Origin of the sequence: Luteolibacter sp. Populi (assembly GCF_040801775.1) — a bacterium.
Classification (GTDB): domain Bacteria; phylum Verrucomicrobiota; class Verrucomicrobiia; order Verrucomicrobiales; family Akkermansiaceae; genus Haloferula.
In genome coordinates, this window is record NZ_CP161812.1 from 2,262,993 (window position 1) to 2,285,664 (window position 22,672).

The 22,672-nt window shown below is 62.2% G+C and carries 15 protein-coding genes and 1 tRNA gene; 7 read left to right on the forward strand and 9 right to left on the reverse strand.

The genetic code is table 11. The annotated features are described in order from the left end of the window. Nucleotides 1-54: 54 nt before the first annotated feature. Complete coding sequence (locus ABWK72_RS08985; protein WP_367874450.1) at nucleotides 55-627, forward strand: pseudouridine synthase; 573 nt, start codon at nucleotides 55-57, stop codon at nucleotides 625-627. A gap of 8 nt (nucleotides 628-635) precedes the next feature. On the opposite strand, the gene ABWK72_RS08990 is transcribed toward ABWK72_RS08985, so the two are convergent. Continuing rightward, entirely contained in the window at nucleotides 636-1,148 is a 513-nt protein-coding gene (locus ABWK72_RS08990; RefSeq protein WP_367874451.1) for a hypothetical protein, read from the reverse strand. A gap of 229 nt (nucleotides 1,149-1,377) precedes the next feature. After that, the gene (gene truA / locus ABWK72_RS08995; protein WP_367874452.1) at nucleotides 1,378-2,133 is read right to left on the reverse strand and encodes a tRNA pseudouridine(38-40) synthase TruA; all 756 of its coding nucleotides are present in this window, start codon (nucleotides 2,131-2,133) and stop codon (nucleotides 1,378-1,380) included. 295 nt (nucleotides 2,134-2,428) lie between these two features. On the opposite strand from truA, the gene ABWK72_RS09000 reads away from it, so the two are divergent. After that, nucleotides 2,429-3,478 (forward strand): lipid A deacylase LpxR family protein, encoded by a 1,050-nt coding sequence (locus ABWK72_RS09000; RefSeq protein ID WP_367874453.1) that lies wholly within the window; start codon nucleotides 2,429-2,431, stop codon nucleotides 3,476-3,478. Between the two features lie 54 nt (nucleotides 3,479-3,532). On the opposite strand, the gene ABWK72_RS09005 is transcribed toward ABWK72_RS09000, so the two are convergent. Further along, nucleotides 3,533-3,609: transfer RNA gene (locus ABWK72_RS09005), tRNA-Pro, on the reverse strand. 204 nt (nucleotides 3,610-3,813) lie between these two features. Further along, nucleotides 3,814-6,741 (reverse strand): hypothetical protein, encoded by a 2,928-nt coding sequence (locus ABWK72_RS09010; protein WP_367874454.1) that lies wholly within the window; start codon nucleotides 6,739-6,741, stop codon nucleotides 3,814-3,816. Between the two features lie 114 nt (nucleotides 6,742-6,855). Between ABWK72_RS09010 and ABWK72_RS09015 the strand changes: the two genes are divergently transcribed. From ABWK72_RS09015 to ABWK72_RS09030, 4 genes are all read left to right on the forward strand, one after another. Next, nucleotides 6,856-7,893 (forward strand): LacI family DNA-binding transcriptional regulator, encoded by a 1,038-nt coding sequence (locus ABWK72_RS09015; RefSeq protein WP_367874455.1) that lies wholly within the window; start codon nucleotides 6,856-6,858, stop codon nucleotides 7,891-7,893. 351 nt (nucleotides 7,894-8,244) lie between these two features. Further along, nucleotides 8,245-8,874, forward strand: coding sequence for a HupE/UreJ family protein (locus ABWK72_RS09020; protein WP_367874456.1), 630 nt, complete (start codon nucleotides 8,245-8,247; stop codon nucleotides 8,872-8,874). 18 nt (nucleotides 8,875-8,892) lie between these two features. Then, nucleotides 8,893-9,492, forward strand: a complete 600-nt coding sequence (locus tag ABWK72_RS09025; RefSeq protein ID WP_367874457.1) for a HupE/UreJ family protein — start codon at nucleotides 8,893-8,895, stop codon at nucleotides 9,490-9,492. 235 nt (nucleotides 9,493-9,727) lie between these two features. After that, on the forward strand, nucleotides 9,728-10,237 hold the full coding sequence (locus ABWK72_RS09030; protein WP_367874458.1) for a GNAT family N-acetyltransferase: 510 nt from the start codon (nucleotides 9,728-9,730) through the stop codon (nucleotides 10,235-10,237). Between the two features lie 8 nt (nucleotides 10,238-10,245). Here ABWK72_RS09030 and ABWK72_RS09035 read toward each other — a convergent pair whose 3' ends face one another. Then, the gene (locus ABWK72_RS09035) at nucleotides 10,246-11,523 is read right to left on the reverse strand and encodes a glycoside hydrolase family 2 TIM barrel-domain containing protein (protein WP_367874459.1); all 1,278 of its coding nucleotides are present in this window, start codon (nucleotides 11,521-11,523) and stop codon (nucleotides 10,246-10,248) included. A 155-nt stretch (nucleotides 11,524-11,678) separates the two neighbouring features. Between ABWK72_RS09035 and ABWK72_RS09040 the strand changes: the two genes are divergently transcribed. Next, entirely contained in the window at nucleotides 11,679-12,767 is a 1,089-nt protein-coding gene (locus ABWK72_RS09040) for a LacI family DNA-binding transcriptional regulator (RefSeq protein WP_367874460.1), read from the forward strand. Nucleotides 12,768-13,304: 537 nt separating this feature from the next. Here the strand turns inward: ABWK72_RS09040 and ABWK72_RS09045 are convergent. From ABWK72_RS09045 to ABWK72_RS09060, 4 genes are all read right to left on the reverse strand, one after another. Beyond that, nucleotides 13,305-14,729 carry an MFS transporter gene (locus ABWK72_RS09045; protein ID WP_367874461.1) on the reverse strand — a complete coding sequence of 475 codons (1,425 nt, stop codon included), beginning with the start codon at nucleotides 14,727-14,729 and terminating at the stop codon, nucleotides 13,305-13,307. A 21-nt stretch (nucleotides 14,730-14,750) separates the two neighbouring features. Beyond that, nucleotides 14,751-18,152, reverse strand: a complete 3,402-nt coding sequence (locus ABWK72_RS09050) for a hypothetical protein (protein WP_367874462.1) — start codon at nucleotides 18,150-18,152, stop codon at nucleotides 14,751-14,753. A 43-nt stretch (nucleotides 18,153-18,195) separates the two neighbouring features. Beyond that, nucleotides 18,196-18,672 carry a beta-glucanase precursor gene (locus ABWK72_RS09055; protein ID WP_367874463.1) on the reverse strand — a complete coding sequence of 159 codons (477 nt, stop codon included), beginning with the start codon at nucleotides 18,670-18,672 and terminating at the stop codon, nucleotides 18,196-18,198. A gap of 348 nt (nucleotides 18,673-19,020) precedes the next feature. Next, nucleotides 19,021-22,455 (reverse strand): PQQ-dependent sugar dehydrogenase, encoded by a 3,435-nt coding sequence (locus ABWK72_RS09060; protein ID WP_367874464.1) that lies wholly within the window; start codon nucleotides 22,453-22,455, stop codon nucleotides 19,021-19,023. Nucleotides 22,456-22,672 lie beyond the last annotated feature (217 nt).

The following is a 22,672-nucleotide window of genomic DNA, read 5'->3' on the forward strand; positions in this document are numbered from 1 at the left end:
GATGGCCCCGCCGGTCCTTGTGGCTGGCGGGGCCATTCACTTTAATCCCGGCGGATGCTCGTCGCCTTTAATAAACCCTACGGGGTCCTTAGCCAATTTACGCCCGATCATCCCGGGCAACGGACCCTCGCGGAATTCGGTTTCCCGAAGGATGTTTTCCCCATCGGCCGGCTCGACCAGGATTCCGAGGGCTTGCTGCTGCTGGGGAACGAGCCTGCTCTCGTCAGCCGCCTGCTGGACCCCGCAAAAGGCCACCCGCGCACCTATCATGTTCAGGTCGAGGGCCTTCCGGACAGCGAAGCCCTGCGCCGTCTCGCTGCCGGTGGGCTCGATATCAAGGGCCACCGCACGCTCCCCTGCCGCGCGCAGCTCCTCGATCCCGCACCGGACTTCCCGCCCCGCGACCCGCCGGTGCGTTTCCGCAAAAGCATTCCGGATTGCTGGCTCGAGCTCATCCTGACCGAGGGCAAGAACCGCCAGGTCCGCCGCATGACCGCCGCCGTCAGCCACCCGACCTTGAGGCTCGTAAGAGTCGCCATCGGAGCCCTCACGCTCGAAACGCTCCCCCCCGGCACCTGGAAGGAACTCACGCCAGAAGAACGGAAAGCACTCGGCACCCGCGCCTAGCGCCACCCTCAGGGCGCAAACTCCACCCTCAGCCTCAAAGGCTTGGCCCCCTCGGGAACCTCCAAATCCAAGGGAATCAGCACGGTCACTTCCGTGCATCCGTTCTCCAGCTTCCGCCGCGTGATATCACCCGTGCCTTGCCACGGACCGCGACCGTCCTTGCGGGCGATTTCAATCCGCTTCCCTTTGTCAGTCACCAGATCCACCACGTAGGAAACGTCCCGCGGAATCTCCGCCGGCAGCACGAAGGTCATCATCGGCTCGGGCGGATCCCCGACAAATGCCAAGGTTGGCAGCTTTTCCCAAGCTTCCGGGTCATTCACCGGAGCCAGGTCGAAGGCGTAGGCCATCAGATTGGTGATCCCGTCCGTGTCCAGATCCGCTTCCGGATCGGCGAAAACACCGGCCAAGCCGTTGGCATCCGCCCAATCGAAGTAATCCCCATGCCCTTCGCCCGCCGACGCAGGTGCCAAGCCTGCCAGTAGCAGACCGCAAGAGACGATGGCAGACTTCCAAGTCATGAGGGGCGGGAAGATAACTTCTGGTAACCTAGCGTCCAGCCCCGAATCCGGCAGCGAGGAGAGCTGTCTGAACATGAAACCCGCCGCCCGCCCGAATGGTGCGTGGAAAATGCGGAAAGATCGCGAAGGGAGTCACCCCTCGCCCGGCCCGGTGAGGACGCCGGGCGGGCTGCCCTTCATCCGTGTCAAGCCGTGTTCATCCGTGGTCTCCCTCTCCTCCATCGAACCCTCAATACTCCACCCGCTCCAAATAAAGCCCATCCGGCGGCGCGCAAAAGGACGACTTGCCCCTCGCCAAGCCCGGCGGCTGATCCAGATACGCGCCGACCTGCTCCAGCCCCATCCGGCCCTGCGCCGCTTGGTTGGCGGTGCCGGTCAGCAGCCGCACCATCTTGTAAAGGAAGCCATCGCCCGAAAAGCTCAGCCGCCAGCCCCACTCGATCGGCTCCAGCCCCACCGCCGTCACCGTCCGGACATAACTGGTCTCCTCCGTCTCATAGCCACGCTTCGCCCCGAAAGCCTCGAAATCGTGGCGACCGATGAAAAGATCCAGCGCCTCGCGCAGTGTGTAGGGATCGAGCTGCCGCGGCAGATGCCAGACCCGCCCCGCGCGGAAGGGCGAGAGCACCGGCTCCGTCGAAATGTCATAGCGGTAGGTCTTCGAGACCGCGCCGTAGCGGGCGTGGAAATCCGCGGCCACCTCCTCGCACTCCATCACCCGGATGCACCCCGGCAGCTTCGCATTCAGCGCCGGTACCCAGTTGAAGGGATTCATCGTGATCTCGTCAGGCGCATCGAAATGCGCCACCTGCGCCAGCGCATGCACCCCCGCATCCGTCCGCCCGGAACCATGAATCCGCACCGGCCGCTTCGCCGTCTCCGCGAGCGCCTTCTCGATGAAATCCTGCACCGTGTTCCCCTCCGGCTGCGATTGCCAGCCGACCAGCGATCGGCCGTCGTAAGCGATGGTCAGTTTCAGGCGCACCCCCGCAGCCTGCCCGCGAATGCGCAAGCAGCGCAACCTCGCATGTGATGCGGCGATGACGTTGGTGACACGAGTATTCCCTCTCAGCGCCTGAGCTGCCTGGGAGCTTAGCCGCCGGAGAGCCGGTGGAAGGATGGCATCACCCTCGGGCCAGCGGTCGGCATCACCGGTCCTCCGCATGATTACGGTTCCACCCCACCAATCACCACCCGATTTCAAACACGTCTTGACTCCCCGCGGCATCTCGCCCCCCGTCATCAACCGCCCGGGGGTCACCCTTCAGGTCGAACACCCTATGATCCCCAAGCCCACCCTCACGGCGACCACCGCCTTCCGCCTTTTCATCGCCTTTGCCGGCCTTGCTTCCGCGCGGAATGCCGCAGCCCAAGACTCTGCGGGAACGCTGGGGCTCTATCTGGAAAACGACCTCTTTGCCGGAACGGACCAACACTACACCAGCGGCGTCAAGATCAGCTGGAGTTCCCGCGATCTGGAGAAACTCAGCGACACCCCGTACGCGAGTCCCTTCCTGCCGCTCTTCGACCTGCTTCCTTACATCAACCATAAGGACTACCAGAAGAACCTCGTTTTCGCCCTCGGGCAAAACATCTACACGCCGATCGATACCGACAGCCCGTTCTTGCAGAGGTACGACCGCCCCTACGCGGGCTGGCTCTATCTCGAGCTGGGCGTGGTCTGGAAGGATGCCAAGGTCCGCAACTCGCTCGTCCTCGACATCGGGGTGATCGGGTCCCTGTCTTACGCGGAGGAAACCCAGCGCTTCATCCACGATCTCCGCGGCTTCGACAGCCCCAAGGGTTGGGACAACCAGCTCGATGACGAGCTCGCCTTCAGCGTGGACTACGAGCACATGTGGCGCTGGCCGGCGCACGAACGCCGCGCCGGTCTCGATTGGGAGTTCCTGCCCTACGCGGGAGCAGCCCTCGGCACCGTAAGAATCGACGCCAGCCTTGGTTCCGAATTCCGCTTCGGACTCAATCTTCCCGACGACTTCGGGACCCCGACCATCGCCTCCGCCGCCCCGACCTCGACGCCCGTCGATGGCCGCCAGGAAGCCGATCGCTCGCGCTATGACGTAGGCATCTATTTCTTCACCCGCGTGGAAGGCCGGGCGGTGGCGCGGGACATCTTCCTCGATGGGAATACGTTCAGCAACAGCCACTCGGTCGACCACAAGGTTCTGGTCGCCGACCTGAGCGCGGGCGTGGCGGTGAATTATCACAACACCAAGCTGGCCTACGCCCTCGTCTACCGGAGCAAGGAATTCGACGGCCAGGACGAAGGCCAGGTCTTCGGCACCATGTCGCTGAACTGGACGTTCTGAACGCAGGCCGCGCCGGTAGCGCGCAGCGGCTCCCTTGGCACTTCCAGCTTCAGCTGGTCGGGGTGACAGGATTCGAACCTGCGGCCTCTTCGTCCCGAACGAAGCGCGCTACCAGACTGCGCCACACCCCGATATTCGCTGCGAAAAACGCCTCATTCTGGCGAAAAGGCGGGCGGGCTTTTTGGCGATTCCCTGAGGATCTGCAAGCGAAAACCAGCCAATCCTTGGTCAATTCCGAGACAGCCACCGAAACCAAGCGGGTTGCTGCAAGTTTGATTGTTGCGGTCGGCTACAGCTCAGGAGTGGATAGCCGTCTCTGGAGAGATCCAAAACGCTTAGAAGATCGGCTCGTGCTCAATGTCCAACGTCCAATATTGGAGTTTCTCACTCAAAAAATCTTCGATCGCTTGAAAATTCGGAGTCGACTGATACAAGTTAAAACCGTGACCTTGGAGCGTGCTCACCATTGTAATGCGAAGAGTCGACTTAAGCCATTCCTCATCAAACATTTCAAGCGGAATCAATTCATCGGACTCTTCCTCTGGTTTGGAAGATAGATCTTGGAGTGCCTTCTGAATCTCAGCCGCAGAAGCCGAACTATTCACCAGGCTCCTCGAGCGGTAATTCATTGCAATATTAAATATGGATAATAAAAAATGCCAGTCTTTCCATCCTTCGCGAGAGAACTTCCTCCTAATTTCGTCGAAAGGCGCATACCCCCTAAGACGAGTTATTGTAATCCTGATCGGCGGAAGACACCTTTCGTAACGCCCCGCAATTCCTTCAATTAACTCTTCTTGTTTAATTGCGTCAGAAATGGAACACTGACACTTCAAAGAGCCAGCACCATATCGCTCAACTTCCCATTGGGATATGAGAGCAGCCCAAGGAAGCCTATCGACTGCAGCAAAATCCTCATCCGATACCATCCAACAATAGACAACCCTATATGTTTGACCAAAGAATCCATTTTTCATCACCGCAGGAAGCCATCGATCGACGATCATTTTACCGAAATCCTCCTCGGGAACCAATGACATCGACCTGATAATCTTGGCAATCGCCGCCACTAACGCACTAACTTCCACTCCCTGACTTCCCGAGGACGACATGATTTTGCTGGGTAACCTCATTTCCCATTGCGATCCTGAATTGGAAGGAAGAGCCTTCAAATTTAAATCATCACCATCGACCCCAACTATCGTTACGTTCACATCCCCTCCTAGCAGACATGCATCACAGCGGGCAAGCTCCACAAGAGATATTTGAAGAACAGCAAGGAACTCTTCTGCCGCTGCTGTCATCTCCCTATTATTCCCCCAAGTAAACCGCCATTTAATTCCAAAAGCCTTAAAGTCAGCAACGACCATAGGGCCCAGATCAGACCACGGCACCCCCTCCAATTGATCCATGATGTGGTCTTGCATTTCATGGTCCGCCAAACCTTTCCAAGCTGCCCGAGCATCATCAAGTAAGGCGTCAAATTGAGAATCCAGACCCAACTCAGAATGCAGTTTACGCACAAGATCAGCTACCGGATTAAAGAGACGCTCCGTAACCACAATTGAATGGTATTCAGAGACTAAAAAACTCCTAAAATCCGAATCTTTCTCAGCCATAAAAGGGTTGGCGGCGAATGCGCTGTGCGCCATAACATACGTCTTCCCAAGTTTCCAATATGAAAACCAGTGACCTTGTGCGTGCACGCACCTCATCACTGCACAAAGAGCGTTTGGAATTCGGGCACTCAGTTCATCATCCTCCGAATGATGCGAAATATAAGCCTCCACAAGCGCATAATATTTCGCTGCAAACCCGAGTCCCAATTCGAGATAAAATCCAGATAAAACGTGACAAGCAATTAGCGACCCCTCTATCGTATCGCCCGAGAACCAGCCGATCTTAGCTTTATGAATTTGGTCGATCGCCTTGAGCACGTCACCTGATTCATAGAAAGCCACCGCTCGATCCCTACAGTTGTCTGCTGCACGGGCGTTGCCTGCCCTGTGACCAACCAAAGAATCGACCTTTTGACAAAGTTCATCGAACGAGTCATGATGCCCTATCACCTGAATAAGTGCAGTAAGAGTGTCTGCGAAAGTTGAAAGTGGGAAGGTCGGGCACCGCGCCACCTCGTCGACGAAAGCAATCCAGTATTCAAACACCTTGTCGAAGTCCAAAAATCCATGAAGAACTAATCCCAAATGAATCTCAATATCGCCGCGATGTTTCAGCCAGTGACATCTGTCCATGGGCGATGTCGCAGCATCGAGATTGGAAGACACAACCCGCCAAGCCATATCACACCAACCCTTGAGCTTTTCCTCTTCAAAATTAGCCGCCTTCGTGAAATGGCTAGTTGTTGAATGACCTAGAATAACAAGTGCATTCTCCATCTCAGAGGGCTCATCAATATTAGAAAGCCCATCCAAAAATTCCTCAACTCGGTTTTCCAAACCGATGAAGGACCTCTCATTCCGCATCGATACGGCCAGAAATTCATATAAAGCCGCGCGACGAATTCCCGGGACCTCCGAGCCTTGGCTCACTCGATTAATCAAATCAATCCACAATAGAATATCTTCTTTCTTCTCATACAATGAAAACCTAGCAAGACTTCGGATCTCCGAAAATCCAGAAAAATTGACCGAATTAAGCTCGGATATTCCCAGCCACCTCTCTTTATCTCGCGCATAATCGGAGTCAACATCCTCCGATGCCGGATAAATTTCATATGGTATCTGCAAGAATCGCTGCGCAATCCAAAATAAATCTCTCGCCGAAAGATGCTCAGCAAGCGCATCGCCGTCTATGATCTCCAATGTTATCGAGAACGATTCCAACGCCCAAGCTTGGAGTTGGTGGCGCGTCGCGACGGGAAGCCCAGCACCTAGAAAATAGTAAATGATGCTAGCAGGGGGATGTCCGTTGCCAATTTTCGTCACATCCGTTTTGATTTTGGATGATAGATTCTCTGCCTGAAGTGTACATCCAAATGCGAGCCGCTGATCTCCTTCATGAGCGGCGAGCCAATGCGTAGTGCTTGCTGCCGATTCGAGTTTTAGAAAGGAGAGAAATGACTCAAAATCTCTCCCCTGATCCCCTCCAGCGCTCACGGGTCCTGTGGCCGGAATCACCCAGGGCGAGATGCGCAAGCGTGCGAAATGGCGGCAAAGGTGCTCGAATTCGTGGTGCCCGTTCCGGGCACTCAATCGATCGATTCCGAACCTAATGAACTCAGAGACTGCAGCGAGATCAGACATACCCAATAATCTGCCAGCAGCGTAGCGAGAGCGGGTAATTTGGGAATAAGATCCTCTCGCACGACACAGGAAACACTTCCTACCGCTCGCCCCTCTGATAGGAAAAGTTCCTAGATGAACAAGCGCATCCGTCTCAAGGACGTGGCCGAGAAGGCCGGAGTCGCGGTCAACACCGCCTCCACGATCCTCAATCGCCGCCCGAATTCCTGGGCATCCAAGGAGACCGAAGCCCGCGTTTTCCAAGCCGCCAAGGACCTCGGCTACCGCCCTTCCAAGACCGCCCGCGCCCTCCGCTCCGGCCGCTACCACACCATCGGCCTGCTCATCCAGGACCTGACCAATCCCTTCTTCTCGACCCTCGCGGATGAACTCGAATCCGCGGTCGAGGAACGCGGCTACGACCTGCTGGTCGAGAACTGCCGCTCCTCCCTCGTGCGGGAGAAGCACCTCTTCGCCGACCTCGACGACCTCGAGGTGGACGGCAGCGTCCTCTGGCTCTCCGACAACGAGGTCTTCCGCGCCGAACTCGCCGAGATGGCCCAGGCCAACCGCCCCGTCGTCGTCCTCGGCAACGGCATCCCCGACACCCCGATCCCGGTCGATGCCGTGCTCTCCGACTTCACCCAGGGTCTCAGCGACGCCGTCGACGCCCTGTGCAGCCTCGGCCACAAGCGCTTCGCCTTCCTCAGCGCCCTCGCCGAGGGCCAGGCCGATGGCAATCGCCCGCGGCTCTTCCAGGAAATGCTCGCCGCCCGCGGCATCCCCGCCGCGAATATCGACATCCTCCGCACCGGCCACACCGTCGAGAGCGCCTGCGAAACCTTCGCCGGCTTCCTGAAAAAGCGCCCCGACAAGCGCCCCACCGCCCTGCTGGCGATGAACGACCTCGCCGCCATCGGTGCCATGCGCGCCGCCATCGAAGCCGGCATGCAGATCCCCGCCGACCTCTCCGTGGTCGGCGTGGACGACGTTCCGCTCTGCTCCTATCTGCCGATCACGCTCACCTCCATCCGCCAGCGCTACAAGGCCATCACCCGCGCCGCCGCCGAGCTCTTGATCTCGCGCATCGAAGGCACCGGGGACCACCCGCCGCGTCAGGAAGTCTTCGCCACCATCTACACCCCCCGCCAAAGCACCGGCCCTGCCCGCTAGCTGTGGAGAAAGCCTTCGTGCCCAAGACAGTGGCGGCCCCACCGGGCACCGCCCGACAGAGTGGTCCGGAACTCCCGGGCATACTCATGGGTCCGCAGCATAGGAGGGGGCTTTCCGTTGCGGCTTGGTGATCGCATTCGCCACGAAACCTGCTTCTGCCGGGCAGTGCCACACCTCACTGCCTTTCACTTCGGTGTTCAATGTTGGACGTTCGATGTTCGATGTTTTCCCCTTTGCCTTCCAACCCTTTACGCCAAGCCTCCGTCCCCACCCCCGATCCCGCTTGCCCCCGCCAAGTCCTCCCATCCACTATTCTCCCATCAGTAAATTCCGCCCGCTCCACCGCCCAGCATGACAGCCACCCGATCCCACCCTGCGCTGCGATCCGGTCGCGCGAAAATCACGCGAGCCTGCACCCTCATCGCCTTCCTCCTCGGCTGCGGCGCCGCCTCCGCCCACACCGAAGCCGGAGCGGCCGGCAGCGGCTTCACCAGCGGCTTCCTGCACCCGCTCATGGGCCCGGACCACATCGTGGCCATGGTCGCGGTCGGCATGTGGGGAGCCTTTCTCGGATCCCGCGCCACTTGGACCCTGCCCGTGATTTTCCCCGTGGTCATGGCCATCGGCGGCGCGCTCGGCGTGGCCGGCGTGCACATTCCCGCGGTCGAGACGGGCATCGCGCTCTCCGCCGTGGTCCTCGGAATCGTGGTCGCTTTTGCCGCACGCCCGCCGCTCTGGGTGGCAGGCGTCATCGTCGGAATTTTCGCCATCTTCCACGGCCACGCCCACGGCACCGAGTTGCCCGAGTCGGCGAATGCCCTCTCCTTCGCCGCCGGCTTCGTGATCGCCACCGGCCTGCTCCATCTCTGCGGCATCGCCTTCGGCCTGCTGGTGAAATGGCCTTGGGGCAAGTGGGCCGTGCGCGGCGGCGGTGCGGTCATCGCCGGCGTTGGCGTCTGCTTCCTCACCGGTTGGCTGTGAATGAATCCGTCTTCCCCCATGATCCGGCGTCGTGCCCTGCCTGCCGTCTGCCTCTTGCTCGCCCTACCACTACAGGCGCAGGCCCACACCACCGTCGAGGGCCTGAATGAATTCACCAATGGCCTGATCCACCCGCTCTTCACCCCGGCCCACGTGCTGGTGCTTTTGGCCTTCGGCCTCTGGACCAGCCGCCTGCGGCCTTTCAATCCCCGCCTCTCCTTGGCCGGATTCGCCGGGGCCAGCTTCGTCGGCCTGGCCATCACCATGAGCGGCAAGGGCCCACTGCCCATGGCCGTGCCCGTCATCGTAGCCGTCGTGGCCGCCGCCATCGTGGCCGCGGACCTCACCCTGCCCGATCGCGCCCTGCTGGCCCTGACGGAAATCGCCGGCCTCATCCTCGGCCTCGACTCCCCGGCCGATCCCGGCGTAGCAGGCTTCACTCTGATCAAAACCCTGCTCGGCACCTGGGTGGGCCTGATCATCTGCTTCATGATGCCCGCCTACTACCTCTCCCTCCTGCCCGAGCGGAAGTGGGCTGCCTACGGCGTGCGGATCCTCGCCTCATGGATCATCGCCATCGCCGTCATGGTCCTGGCGCTCTCCTTCCGCAAGGGCTAATCCTAGATGGGAAAATGGAACCGATCGGGGGCAGAAAGGAGCGGAGCAGCAAGGGTTTGCCGACAAGCCCCTCTTATCGTTTGGATGCTTGGCTTGAGGTCGGATTACCGGCTGGAACTCAACACTCAATCTCCCAATCTCCAATCGCCCAATTTCCTTTCTAGGCTGATGCCCCCATCGGATTCCGGTAAACTGCGCAGCTTGAGAACCCGCCGGAGTAAGCGATACTCCTCCGATGACGCTGACGATGCCCGTCCTCGAAGTCCCCTACAACAGCGCGGAGTACCTGGACCTCGTGCGCCTGCGCGACCTGCACCAAGCTGGTTCGCGGTCTGCACCTGCATGTCGGGAGTACCTGGACCTCGTGCGCCTGCGCGACCTGCACCTGCGCCAGCCGATCGGACTGCGCCTCCACGATGAAGACCGCATCGGCGAGGACCTGCACCGCCATTTCGCCCTCATCGACGAGGGAGTCATCGCCGGCGGCCTGATCGCCGTCCCGCTGGACCCTCACTCCATCAAGCTCCGCCAGATGTGGATCCTGCCCGAACTCCGCGGCGAGGGCCAGGGCCGGCATCTGTTAGAGACGGTGGAACAGGCACTGTTCCTCCAGGGCTTCCGCCACTTCACCCTCCACGCCCGCCAAAATGCCGTCGGCTTCTACTCCGGCTGCGGCTACGAAGTCATCGGCAGCACCTTCACCGAAGTAGGCCGCCCGCACCTGCGGATGGACAAGTATTGGTGAGCAATCCCTCACTCCACCTTGAACGGAATATTCTCCGCACTCGCCGCACCCTTCCCATCCCTCACGATCAAAAAAAGCCGGTAAGCTCCCGCCTTCGCTGGCACCTTGAACTCCCACTCGTTCGCCCCCTTCTCCTTCATGGCGACCGCCTTCTCTTCCGGTGCCGCTTCCGCATCCCCGCCCTCCTTGCGGTCCGTGGACTCCGCCGCAATCTTCCACTCGATCTTCACCGGATCCCCGTTCGGGTCGCCCACCTCCATCTTCACCGCCGCCGCTTCTCCGGCCTTCACGACCGCAGGCGCGCTGAAACTCTCGACGCGGGGACAGCGATTCACCGGCCACTCTCCCGTCCACGCCCGCGCCATCGCATCCACCGGCGGCAACTTCTCGCCGCTCTTCAGGAACATCCCGTACCAAGTCGCCGTGCACTCCTGCTTCTGGCCCCAGAGGAAGGCAAAGCTGCCAACACATAGCCCTTCCGATTCCTCTATCACCGTCTGCTGCGTCGTGAAATACTTCGCCGCCTTCTCGCGGCTCGTCGGCTCGACCGGCGCACCCCACGGCGTCTTCGGAACCTCCCAATGTCCCTGCGGTCCGAATTCCGTAAGCAGCAGCGGCTTGTCCCAACCGACCGACTTCACCGCCTTGCCGACTCCCGGCGCGGAGGCGTAGGCATTCACGCCCAGGATATCGACACTCGGGCAATGCTCCTTCACGCCCTTCACCTTGTTAGGATTCGCCCCGGCGATCACCGTCATCACCAGACGACCCGGATCCTCTTCCTTGATGATCTTCGCCAGCACCTCGATCTCCTTCCAGATCCGCTCGCTCCCCTTGCCATCGGCCGCCGGGCCTTCCATCTCGTTGCCGAGCCCCCAGATGCCGATCGCCGGCTCGCTCTTCCACTTCGCCACCGCCGCCCGGACCTGTTGCCGCTGCTTCTCCAGTTGCGCCGGATCGGAGTAGTCGAAGCCATGCCGCTCGTGCCCCACCCAGATCCCCGCGGCGATCGTCAGTCCACACTCGCGGGCCTCATCGACCAAGGCCTTGCCGCCACTCTTCGCCCCCAGCGCATCGATTCCCCAGGTGCGGATCGAATTGCCCCCGGCAGCCGCCAGCACATCCAGATGCCCCTGCCCGCCAGCCCCGCGGAAGACGAAGGGCTTGCCATCCTTCACCAACTCCCAACCGGCAATCGCACGCCGCATGGTGATGCGCCCTGCCGTCTCGGCAATCGCGGACGGGGCAAGCAACGGCAGGCAAAGGATCAGCGGAAGGATTCTCATGGCGTGGGTTCGGGCACCGTCTACGGACATTTGTTGCATAAAATTACACCTACTTCACCAACCTCGCGCAAGATTTAATCCGCGGACTGTCAGCAGGAGCAGGACCGGGGCCACCCGGCTGCATGCGGTTCTTGCCACCGGCCCGGACCCCGTTCATGCTCGCGCAAATCCTTGAGGACACAAGAGAAGTGGCGGAAGTGAACCAACAATTGATCGCGGACCGCCTCGGCATATCGAGGGCGACGGTCTCGCGCTGCTTTACCAACCACGCCGGGATCAGCCCCGTGACCCGGGCGAAGGTTTTCCAGATCGCCGCCGAGCTCGGCTACGCGCACATGGAGACCCGCACCCGCAGCCGCAAGGTCCCCGCCAGCCGGATGGAACTCTGCGTGCTGATCTGCACCGAGACCAAGGAGTACTTCAGCGGCGGCTACGAGAGCCCCGGCGCGCAGATCCTCGAAGGTGTCTCGGAGTACGCTCAATTGCACGGCGCGCGGATCGAGATGCACCTCATCCCCCCGGATGTCAGTGATTTCGACCACCCGGAATTCCAGCGCATCACCGGCCTCGCCAAGCGCAAGGCCAACGGCGTCCTCCTCATCTACCCCTTCCCCGAAGCCGTCGTCGAAGGCCTCGCCGAGCGCTTCCCGCTGGTCTCCCTCGTCGATCAATACGAGCACAACGCGATCGACTGCGTGGACGTCGATCACTTCCACGGCATCTCCACCCTCGTCGATCATCTCATCGCGGCCGGCCACAGCCGCATCGGCTTCTACACCCGCAAGTATCAGGTCGAAGCCGGCTGGTCCTTCCGCCGCCACAGCGCCTTCATCGAGAAGATGACCCGCCTCCGCCTCAAGGTCGACCCGCAGGACATCATCGGCGTCTTCCCGCGCCCCGAGTCCGCTCTGGAGGAAAGCTTCGACCTCGCCGCCGCCCGTACCAAGGCCGGCGTCACCGCCTGGATCTGCGCCGCGGACCACCAGGCCTACGACCTCATCCTCGGCCTCAAGAAGCGCGACCTCCGCGTCCCGAACGACGTCTCCGTCACCGGCTTCGACGGCATCGAGCGCCGCGGCAACCGCCCCGCCCTCACCACCGTCGAGATCCCCTTCCGCGAGATCGGCGCCAGCGGCACCCAGCGCCTCGCCGCGCGCCTCAAGAAGCGCTTCCACCAGTCCCAGCACGTCTACATCTCGGGACGATTGCGCGAAGGCAACACCGTCGGCCCGCCACGCGAGTAGGTTGCCCCAGTTCGGCTCAATCTCCCGGAGGGAGAACATCGAGTAGCCAGGGGTCGTGCGCCCCAAGCGCGCCACCGCTAGAGCGGCCATCCCAGGCCGACATCCTCGCCGGTCCGGATCCCAGCGCCGGAAAGGTGGTCCGCACAGTCCTCTGTGCGGCGAACGGTCCCTCGCTGCCGAACCACTCCGCCGCCCGTCCGACTCCCAGCGCCGGAGGTGCGTCGGACTTAGCCGGTGGTGGAGTGCAACGGAACCACCGGATCCCACCACAACACGAATCCCGTCCCGGAGGGCCGGCGGAAATGCGGTCTCCACGCTGCGCGCCCGTCGCCATCGGCTGGGCTCAATCTCCCGGAGGGAGAACATCGAGTAGCCGGGGGTCGCGCGCTCCAAGCGCGAAAACCCCCGGTCGCGCCCGGCGCGGAAACGAGCCCCGGCAGGGGTACCAGCGATTGCACCCCGATCCCGCGTCCCTGACTCACCAATCACCTCCCCCTCATCCAATCCCCGCGTGAAGGAGACACGCGCTCCTACCGCCTACCCTGCCACCTCCACCGCACCCGCCCCACCCACATCATCCCCGTCTTCATCCTTCGCCCGCCGCTCCGCCAGTTCCTCCTCGATCTTCCCAACCATCTCATCCGTCAGCGGATACCACAGCAGCACGATCCCATTCGCCACCGCAAACACCCCCGGCAAAATCGAGAACAACAAACACAAACCCCGCAAGGTCTCCTCCGACTGCACCTTGTCCGCCTCGAATCCGTAGATCCCCAACAGCCACCCCGCGAGCCCTCCTCCAATACTCATCCCGAACTTCTGCGCGAACATCGCCGCCGCAAACGCCAGCCCCGTCGTCCGCCGTCCGAAGCGCCACTCGCCATAATCCGCCACATCGGTGTAGATCGCCCACACCAGCGCCGGCGTCGGCCCCGCGAGCAAACTGGCCAGCGCATTCACCCCGACCATCGTCCAATACGCATCTCGCGGAATGAAGAAGAAGACCAGCAGCGCCGCCGCATTCAGCAACGTCAGCGCGATCAGCAAATTCCTCTTCCCGAATCTCCGCACCAGCGCCCCGGTGAAGAAGATCCCCACCAGGAAAGACAGCACCCCCACCACATTAAACAGCGAAGTGCGATCAAGGAAGGAGACGAACTCCGAGTCATCATAGCCGCCATCGTACTTGAAGAAATGTGGCGTCACCGCCCACCTCACTGCCGCCCCGGAAAGCGTCAGCAGCGCCGCCACCACCATGATCACCCACGGCCGGTTCGCCAGCAGCGAGCCGATGTCCTTGCGGATGCTCGGATCCTTCTGCTCCTTCGGCTTGATCCGTTCCTTCGTCATCAGGAAGGTCGCGAAAAACAAGACCACCGCGATCACCGAGAAGATCGCCATCGTGACCTTGAAGCCATGCGCCTTGTCCCCGCCGCCCAGGATCCGCACCAGCGGCAGAATCCCGATCGCGATCAGCAATTGCCCGCCGAATGCCCCGACAAACCGGTAGCTCGATAGCGAGGTCCGCTCCGGCGACGATGGCGTCATCACCCCCATCAGCGCCGAGTAGGGCACGTTGATCGCCGCATACACCGTCATCAACAGGAAGTAGGTCACATAAGCATAGACCAGCTTCCCCTGATCCGAGAGTTCCGGATTCGCGAAGGTCGCATAGCCGATGATGCCGAAGGGCAGCGCCATCCACAGCAGGTAAGGCCGGTAGCTGCCCCAGCGGGTCCGCGTGCGGTCCGCCAGCGCACCCACGAAAGGATCAATCAAAGCATCCCAAAAACGCGCCACCACGAACAGCGTCCCCGCCACCGCCGGCGAAATCCCGAACACGTCCGTGTAGTAAAACAACAGGAACATGTTGACCGTCTGGAAGAAGATATTGGACGCGGCATCGCCCAGGCCGTAGCCGATCTTCTCGCGCACCGGGAGTCTGGCGGAGGATGTTTCCAAGGGTTCGTGGGGTTTCGGGAGTTAGTGCAAAAGCCATGACACCGGGATCTCCGCCTCGATCCCCAGGATCCGGCGGCTCCGGCCGATGATCCCGGCCGCAAGGCCGGGCGGCAACAGCGAGCCCGCGAGGGTCTGACGGCTGCCATCGTCAAAACGCAGGGTCAGCGTCGCATCGTTCACCGAATCGCGGCAGCGGTAAATCACCGGCGTGCCCGCGAAGGTGAAGTGCAGCGCCCGCGCCCCATCCCCTTCATCGGCAAATTCCGCCGCGCGCAAGAGATGCGGCCTGAAACAAATGCCACCCGCCTCGAATCTCACGCCGAGTTCACCGAGCCGGCACAGGATACCCTCCTTCACCGAGCCCGTCAGCCCCGGCTGCTGCGCCCCGGCATGCGCCGGGCTGTGCGAGTAAGCGTCCGCCGGAAAAGCCCCATACTGTCGCGGCGTCTTGCGGAAGCCCAGCCCGCGCTGGATCGAGTAGTAAGCCGCAGCCAGCCGGAAGGACAAGGCATCCGGCTCGCCCTCACGCGCCACCTCCAATGCGATCTCCTGCGCCGCCAACATCAGCTTCGCCACCATGTGCCAGTAAATGCAGCCCAGCCCCTCGTAAGCGAACATCGACCCGCTGCGACCCGTGAAAGCGCGGTGCCGGAAGGTCTCCTCGTAGAGCGCCTGCATCGCCTCGCGGTCCGCCTTGTCGATCTCGCACTTCACCGCGATCCGGTCCAGCGCCGCCGCCAGCTCATACTCGTTGGTCAAGGAAGGATGGAAGCGATATCCCCCCGCCGGATCGGCCACCAAGACCCGGTAATCACCATGCTCCAGCATCGCCGCAAGGCTCGGAATCGCTTCCGCCGCAGCCTCGCTGATCCTGTTGAAGCCAAGGAAATCCGGCAATTTCCGATCCGGATAGAGCAAGTAACTCTGATGCCTTTCCGAAAAGAGATCGCTCTGCGGCAGCGACTCTAACAAGTCCGCCGCTTCCTCCGCCTCCAGCAGCCCGGAACTCAAGACCGCCACCTGGCCCTCGAGCATCTCCGGCAGCCGCCCGAGTTCCATGGTCTGCCCGGCCCTGCCGGTCTCCAGAATGTTATACGCGTGGTAGAGCCCGTCCGCCCGCCGGTTCTGCCGCAGCGTGCAGCGCAGCGCTGCGATCGCCCGCTGCAGGAAACCGAGGATCTCCGCACGCTCCATCGCCACCGCCTCGCCCGGCCCGCCGCGATACACTTCCTCGCGATGCCGCGCCGCCGCCCGACCCGATGCGGCCACCAATGAGAAGCGCGCGCTGCCATCCAGCACCTCATCCTGCAACCACCTAGGATCCCCAAAAAGCACCCCAAGCCTTCCCATCAATCCCGCAAGGCTCGCCGCAATCCGCAAGCTCCCGCTCCCCGCCAGATGCCGCTCCAGGAACTCAAGATACCGCAGCAGATAGCCCGCCGTCACTACCGACAGTCCGCAACCCGCCAGCGCATTGTTCGCGTCGTTCCACTCCGGCCGCTGCGTGTTCATCCAGATCCCCCCGCCGGGCACCAGATTCGCCAGCTTCACCACCGCCGGCAGCAGCAGCTTCTCCGCCAGCGTCGCACGGCACAGCTCGCCCGCCGCATCCCGCAGCAATACGCCATCGGATCCGCCTTCCTCCTTCCGCCGCATCAACTCGTCATGACGCCCGCGGTCGAAGCGCACCGTATGACGCGGATCTTCTAACAGCTCGTCCCAGCCACACAGACGATACGGAACGTCGGCGAAAACGTAAGAAGCCCGGTCGAGATTCCCCGCCAGGAACTCCGGCCGCACCTCCGCCTGTGCCTCTAACAGCTTCAGCAAGTAAACGATCTGGTGATCGCCCCAGTAGCCGGTCGACGACCACGGATCCTCCGCATCCGGCACCTCCCAATCCAGCCCGTCCGAGGAAATCCGGTACGGATTGAAGCCGTCCACCGTCGAGGCATTCACGAACTTGGTGATGAAGGCATCCAGGTAATCCGGATGGCTCCACGCCAGCGCTTCCCAGTTCTGGAAAATGTCGCGCCAGTTGCCCTCGAAGTACTGCACCGGCTCTCCCGCCTCGTCCTTCACCCGGATCGCAAAACGATTCCAGGGCCGGCTCGGATCGCCATGGCGGCGGCTCAGCACCAGCGGCAGATACTCCACCGCCAGCCGCTCCAGGTCCGGATCACCGAGCGCCCGGATCTCCGCCAGCCAGCGCTCCCGCGGCAACTCTTCAGGCAGATGTTTGAGCCCGGCGCGGCTCGAATCGAGCAAGGCCACGTTGTGCTTCCCCAGATAAGTCGCGAAGCCCTGCGCCCGGATCTTCGAGCCATCCAGCGGCACTCCGCCGCGCAAAATATTGCCCAGCGTATTCTGATAATGATGCAGCGTCGCATCGCGGTCCGCCCCCTGCTGGATGCCATCCGCCGCCGCGACCAAACGCCTCAGCCGCTTGCGCCCGCGGATCACATCCGCTGCCACCTCCGCATCCAGCGCCGCACGATTCTCAAGCTGCTGGCACAGCGCCGCTACCTTGGCCTGCGACTGCTTCAGCTCCGCCACCATCATCCAATCCGCGCTAGTCCCCGCACCCAGCTCGAAATCCCTCCCGAGAAAAAGCGCACCACGACTGCCTCGGGATAATTCACGCTCCTCCGGCTCATGCCCGCGCAAGAAATCCTGAGCCTCCTGCCGCGATAGAAAACTCCGCGCCCCCGCTAGTCCCCGCGTCCACACCGTTGTCGCCAGCAGGCACTCCAGCGGGATCGCCCGGTCGATGATCCCGGCGGCCAGGCGATGGACCAGCAGGCGCCCCCCGGCGGCCAACTCGCTCAGCTTGTAGGCATCCGCCAGACAACTGAACTGGTTCTGCATGCGTTGGTCCACCCCGGCCGGCAGGAAGTTGTCCAGGCCATCCACCAGCCGCAGCGCCACCGGCTCGCTCCCGAAATTCTCCAGCCGCGCACGCCTCACGAAGCCGAAGCGCTCCGAGCACTGCCAGCGGTACGAGAAACGTAGTTGCAGGCCCTCGTGCTCCTCCTCGAAGACCACCTCGTCCCCCGTCACGTTCTTCCGCAAGCGCCGCTTCACCCCCGGCGCGGCCAGGGTTCTCGGCCGCAGCGGCTCCCACAGCACATCGCCGACAAGAATCGCCGTCCACGGCCCCGTGCTATTCCAACTGTCGCCGACCTTGTCCGCCGTCTCGTAAGGGAAGAGCGCGTTGTCAGCACTGCCCCGCCCCGCGCTCAAAGCCCCGCTGCTGGCGAAGAACATCCAGTGGTCGTCGGGACTCACGATGTTCAGGAAGAACGGCGCCATCTCCTCCAGCCCCTCGATCAAGGCGTAGTCCTGCCCGTCCTCCGTCACCCACTGGTTCGCGGGCGGGAAATCGCAGGACAGCGAGGTGGCGTCGGGCGTGGAAACGAGCATGAACGGTGATCCGTGGGGAGAGACTAACAGCTCAATGCCTCGCCTATTTCAGCGCGTCGAATTCCAAGCTCTTCAGCTTCGCCTTCGCCGCGTCCGCGGGCTTCCAGAACCAGCCCTTCGTATCCCAGCACTGGGCGAAGGAATACTTCTCCACCACCGCCTTGTAATACGGGATCGCACCCTTGCCATCGCCGCGCGCTTCCTTGGATTGGGCGCGGATGAAGTAGCAGGTCCCCACGTCGTTCAGCGCCCAGTATTCGTTCGCCTTGTCCGCGCCGGCTGCCTCGGTCAGGCCCTTCTGCATCTCATCCGCCTTGGCCGCATAAAGCTCCACACACTTCGCGGTATAGCCGTCCACCGCATCGTGCTTGCCGGCATTGAGCGCCTCCCAAGCCTTCGTCGTCAGCGTCGCCGAAGCGGAATCACCAAAGTCCAGAGCGACCGCCGGAACCGTCTCCGGAGCCTTCGGGGCCTCCTCTTTCTTGGGCGTGTCCTCCGCCATCGCAGGAAGCGCGAGCAAACCGGCAAATGCAAAAACTAAAGCGTGTGTTCTAGGGTTCATCGTCAGATCAGGGTAATCGGTTCGCCCACAAATTGCCACCCCGCCCATCGGATCACAAGCCAAATGTTGCATTAAATTGCATTGATCTATTGCGCGCAGTTGGCACAGGCCGCCGTCCGGTTCCAAAGCCTCGAAGAGGCAGCAGAGAGATGGCCCCCGGGCAAAACCCGGGGTTCCGGCCTTACCCGCCCGCCCCACCTTTCCCTTCAACTCTCTAAAACTTGGACGTTCGATGTTGGACGTTCGATGTTCGATGTTTCCCGCCTTCCGCCTTTCATTCGGCATTCGAAATTCGTCATTTCCCCCCTACCTCTCCTCCACCCTCCCCCGGAAAAACCGCGCCCCATCTTCCAAAGGCACCGTCACCTCCCAAGGCCCGTTCCGCTCCAAACCATCATTCCCCAAGAACGGCCAATCACTCCAATCCGCCAGATCCCCGGAGCTCTCCAAAACCATCCCCCGCCCCGGCAAGCCCGGAAACGTCAGCTTCAATCCCCCCTCCACCGCAAGCACCCCCGGCACCACCCCGCGGTCCCCCGCCAGCGGATCCGTATGCTCCAGAAACTCCTGCCGGTTATCCCGGCCATCCCCATCCGGATCCGCGCCCGCCGCCTGATCTTCCACCGGCCGGCCACCCAACTTTGCCGAGGTCCACTCCGCGAAGCTCTCCCTCCCCCCGCTTGCTTCGATCCAATCGATCAGCAACTGCACCCCCGCCGTATCCACCACATTCGTCGCCAGCGGCGGCATCCGCGTATACCCGCTCCGCGCTCCTGCCCGGTGAATCAGCACCGACCGTTCCTCTTGCCCTAACAGAAGCAAGCGGTCCGCCGGATTCTGCGTGCCGCTCGCCGGGGTCACGCCGACCGTGTTCGTCGCGAAAAGCGGCACCTGCGCCCGCACGTCGAAATTCGTCGGCGCCGTCCCGCCCGCCATGTGGCAATACGAGCAATTCACATCCAGCCAAGCCCGCGCCCGCGCCTCCAGCGAATACGCCGCGTCATCCCCCGCCACATGCTTCGGCAGCGATGCCGGAGCCGTATCCAGCCCCTGCAAATAGCCCCCATCCGCCAGCAACTGGATCAAGTTCCCGCTCTGCAATCCCACCGTCCCCGGCAGGTTCAACTGCCGTGTCCGGAAGGACAGTGTATGTCCCGCCTGCGTGGTGTGGCAGGTCATGCACTCGGAGCGCGATGGGATCTTCCATCGCTGCACCGTCGGCGTACCACCGACATTGATGGAAAGATCGAACTCCTCGCCCGCCTCTGCCGCCAGCGTCGCCTCGGTCCCGCCCGCATTCCAGCGATACGAAACCCCATACGAACCCTCCGTATTCCTCACCAGCACCCGCGTCTCCAGCTTCTTGTTCGTCGCCGGATTGCCGCGCGTCATCTCCATGTCGAAGTGCTTCACCCACACCGTCCCCACCGGCGTGGTCCACGCCCCTTCCTTGCTATAGCCCAGCTTCGACACCAGTTCAGGAATCCCGAACCAGCGCCGCTTCTTCGCATGATCCGACCAGAAAGGCAGGTTCACTCCATACTCCACCAAGCCCGTCGCCGGTGCCAGCGTCGCCGCATCGATGAAGAGCCCGGTGTCCGTCAGCGTCGCCGGGAAACCGGTATCCACCGCCTGCGAGACCAGGCGGCGCACCTGCCCGTCAAGATCCGCCAGCAAGATGTCGCCATTCGCAGGATCGGTGCCGAATCCCGCGATCCCGCCCTCCCCCGTCAGCCGCGTCACCGAGGCCGCGCCGACCGCCGGATCCATCGACCAGATATTTCCCGACGAGTAATCCGCGAAAATGTACTTCCCTGTTAGAGCGGGCAGCCTCGTCCCGCGATACAGCACGCCGCCCGTCACCGAGTTCCCCTGCATCGCTCCCGAGCCGTGCCCGTAGGCGAAGACCGGCAGCACCGCGCCCGCCCAGTTCTGCGGCGCTTCACCCGAGCGTGGGCCGTTCCCCGCCCCTTCGCGGTAGGCCCACCCGTAGTTGCCGCCCTTGGTGATTTTGTTGATCTCCTCCCAGCTCCCGCCGCCCACATCGCCGCACCACAGGTCGCCCGTCGGCGGGTCGAAGGAGAAGCGCCACGGATTGCGCAGGCCCACCGCCCAGAATTCCGTGCGCACATTCGCCGGCGTCACCGCCAGCCCGTTGAAGCTGGTCGCCCCCACCCATGGATTGTCCGCCGGCACCTTGTAGCGCGGGTTGTTAGTATTCGGATCCAGCACCACCGCCGCATGCGTGTTCGGGCGCAGGCCCGGACTGCCGTTGTAGTTCGCGGGATCGGGGTTCACGTCGATCCGGATCATCGAGGACCAGAAGTCCTTCGTGATCTTCTGCGAATTCGCACCCGCATCGTTCTGATCCCCCTCGTCACCGAAGCTCACGTAGAGATACCCGTCGTTGCCGAATTGCACGCAGCCGCCGTTGTGGTTGTCGTAGTCGTCCAACTGCTGGATCAGGATCTTCTCGGACCCCGGATCGGCCAGGTTCGCGTTCACTGCCGACCTCGCGAACTCGGATAGCCGCTGATAGAAGGCGTTCCCGATGGTCACCGAATAGTAAACGAAGAAGCGCCCGTTGGTCGCGAACTGCGGATGGAAGGCCAGGCCTAGCAAGCCGCACTCGCTGGAGGTCTTGAAGGACCCCGGTACCCGACCGTTCACAATCTCATCGAGATTCAGGAAGGTACTGGCCACCGGCGTGGCAAGGTTCGGAATCACCTCAATGTCCCCGCCCTTCTCGACGACGAAGATCCGGTTAGTCTCTCCCGGCGGCGTCACGATCGCCAGCGGGTTTTCGAAGCTGATCGCGGGAAACGCATTCACCGCCATCAACGCCTGCGGCGGCGGGCCCGCCGGCATCCGGGAAGAAGCCAGCGGCAGCCGCATCGCCTCCGTGATCTCCACCTGCACCGTGGCAGTCGAGATCAGCCCCCCTTGATCCTGGATGCGATACACGAAGGAATCCATCCCCGTGCCGCTGCCGGTGTGGGTGTAGAGGATCTTGCCACCCGCCCCGGCCGTGGCCGTGCCATGGGCCGGCGGCGTCTGGATTGCCAGGCTGCCGATGTTGAGGGTCGCCTTGCCGTTCGGATCGCGGTCGTTGTCCAGCACCCGGATCCGGGTGGAAGCCCCGGGCCTCGTCCAAGCATAGTCATCGCCCAGGATCGGCGCGACGTTCTGCCACGTGCTCAAGCGGCTACCCGGAAGGTAGGCGATGCTCGCCTGCCCCGGGTAGGTCCAGCCCACACCCAGATTGTCCCCGCCACCGCCTTCCTTGTGCAGGGCCTCGATGTAGTAGTAGCGCCCCGCCACCAGCGGAATCACCGCGGAAGCCTGGTCCGGCATCTTCGTCCATTCGGCCGCATTCGTATAACCCGACACTCCCGCGATCTTGCGCTTGTCGTCCGGCGATTCCGTCGTGCTCAGCCACAGCTCGCTGCTGTCATCCGAGTGAATGTAGAACCGGTAGTTCCCCGTCACCGGCGCGTGCACCCAACCGAATACCCGCTGGCCGTAGTTGTCCGCACTGTCCGTCGGCGCCAGGAAACTCGACAGCGTCAGGCTCTGGGTCGGGCTGTTTGGAAAGCTGCCCAGGCTGGTGAGGTTCACCACCTGCGTGCCCCCTCCAATCCCGGTCCAGAGATGCCTCGTGATCCCGCCCGTCGGCGGGGCCGCCATCGCGGATGCAACAAACGAAAGCCCGAGAATGCAGCAGGATTGAGGAAGATTCATGAGGAAGCGATAGCACCACAGGCCAGTGCAATTTTATGCACTAAACCCGCTCGTTTCGGGAGTGTCAAATGTTTAGCCCCAACCGCCCCCCTTTGCAAGCGGCAGCCGGTGACAAACTCCGACCCCAACCCTGCCCTCCCCGCCGCGCTTCTTCTACTGCCAAAAGCCGCACAGCGGCCATGGACTGCTGCGGCTCGCCGCCGTGAAGCGCCTGGCA

What these genes read in the sequence shown, in the direction of transcription:
- ABWK72_RS09015 (WP_367874455.1), top strand. Translation starts at nt 6,856, where the DNA reads ATGAACAAGCGCATCCGTCTCAAGGACGTGGCCGAGAAGGCCGGAGTC.
- ABWK72_RS09000 (WP_367874453.1), top strand. Translation starts at nt 2,429, where the DNA reads ATGATCCCCAAGCCCACCCTCACGGCGACCACCGCCTTCCGCCTTTTC.
- ABWK72_RS08985 (WP_367874450.1), top strand. Translation starts at nt 55, where the DNA reads ATGCTCGTCGCCTTTAATAAACCCTACGGGGTCCTTAGCCAATTTACG.
- ABWK72_RS09050 (WP_367874462.1), bottom strand. Translation starts at nt 18,152, where the DNA reads ATGCTCGTTTCCACGCCCGACGCCACCTCGCTGTCCTGCGATTTCCCG.
- ABWK72_RS09040 (WP_367874460.1), top strand. Translation starts at nt 11,679, where the DNA reads ATGCTCGCGCAAATCCTTGAGGACACAAGAGAAGTGGCGGAAGTGAAC.
- ABWK72_RS09035 (WP_367874459.1), bottom strand. Translation starts at nt 11,523, where the DNA reads ATGAGAATCCTTCCGCTGATCCTTTGCCTGCCGTTGCTTGCCCCGTCC.
- ABWK72_RS09025 (WP_367874457.1), top strand. Translation starts at nt 8,893, where the DNA reads ATGATCCGGCGTCGTGCCCTGCCTGCCGTCTGCCTCTTGCTCGCCCTA.
- ABWK72_RS09020 (WP_367874456.1), top strand. Translation starts at nt 8,245, where the DNA reads ATGACAGCCACCCGATCCCACCCTGCGCTGCGATCCGGTCGCGCGAAA.
- ABWK72_RS08990 (WP_367874451.1), bottom strand. Translation starts at nt 1,148, where the DNA reads ATGACTTGGAAGTCTGCCATCGTCTCTTGCGGTCTGCTACTGGCAGGC.
- ABWK72_RS09060 (WP_367874464.1), bottom strand. Translation starts at nt 22,455, where the DNA reads ATGAATCTTCCTCAATCCTGCTGCATTCTCGGGCTTTCGTTTGTTGCA.
- ABWK72_RS09010 (WP_367874454.1), bottom strand. Translation starts at nt 6,741, where the DNA reads ATGTCTGATCTCGCTGCAGTCTCTGAGTTCATTAGGTTCGGAATCGAT.
- ABWK72_RS09030 (WP_367874458.1), top strand. Translation starts at nt 9,728, where the DNA reads ATGACGCTGACGATGCCCGTCCTCGAAGTCCCCTACAACAGCGCGGAG.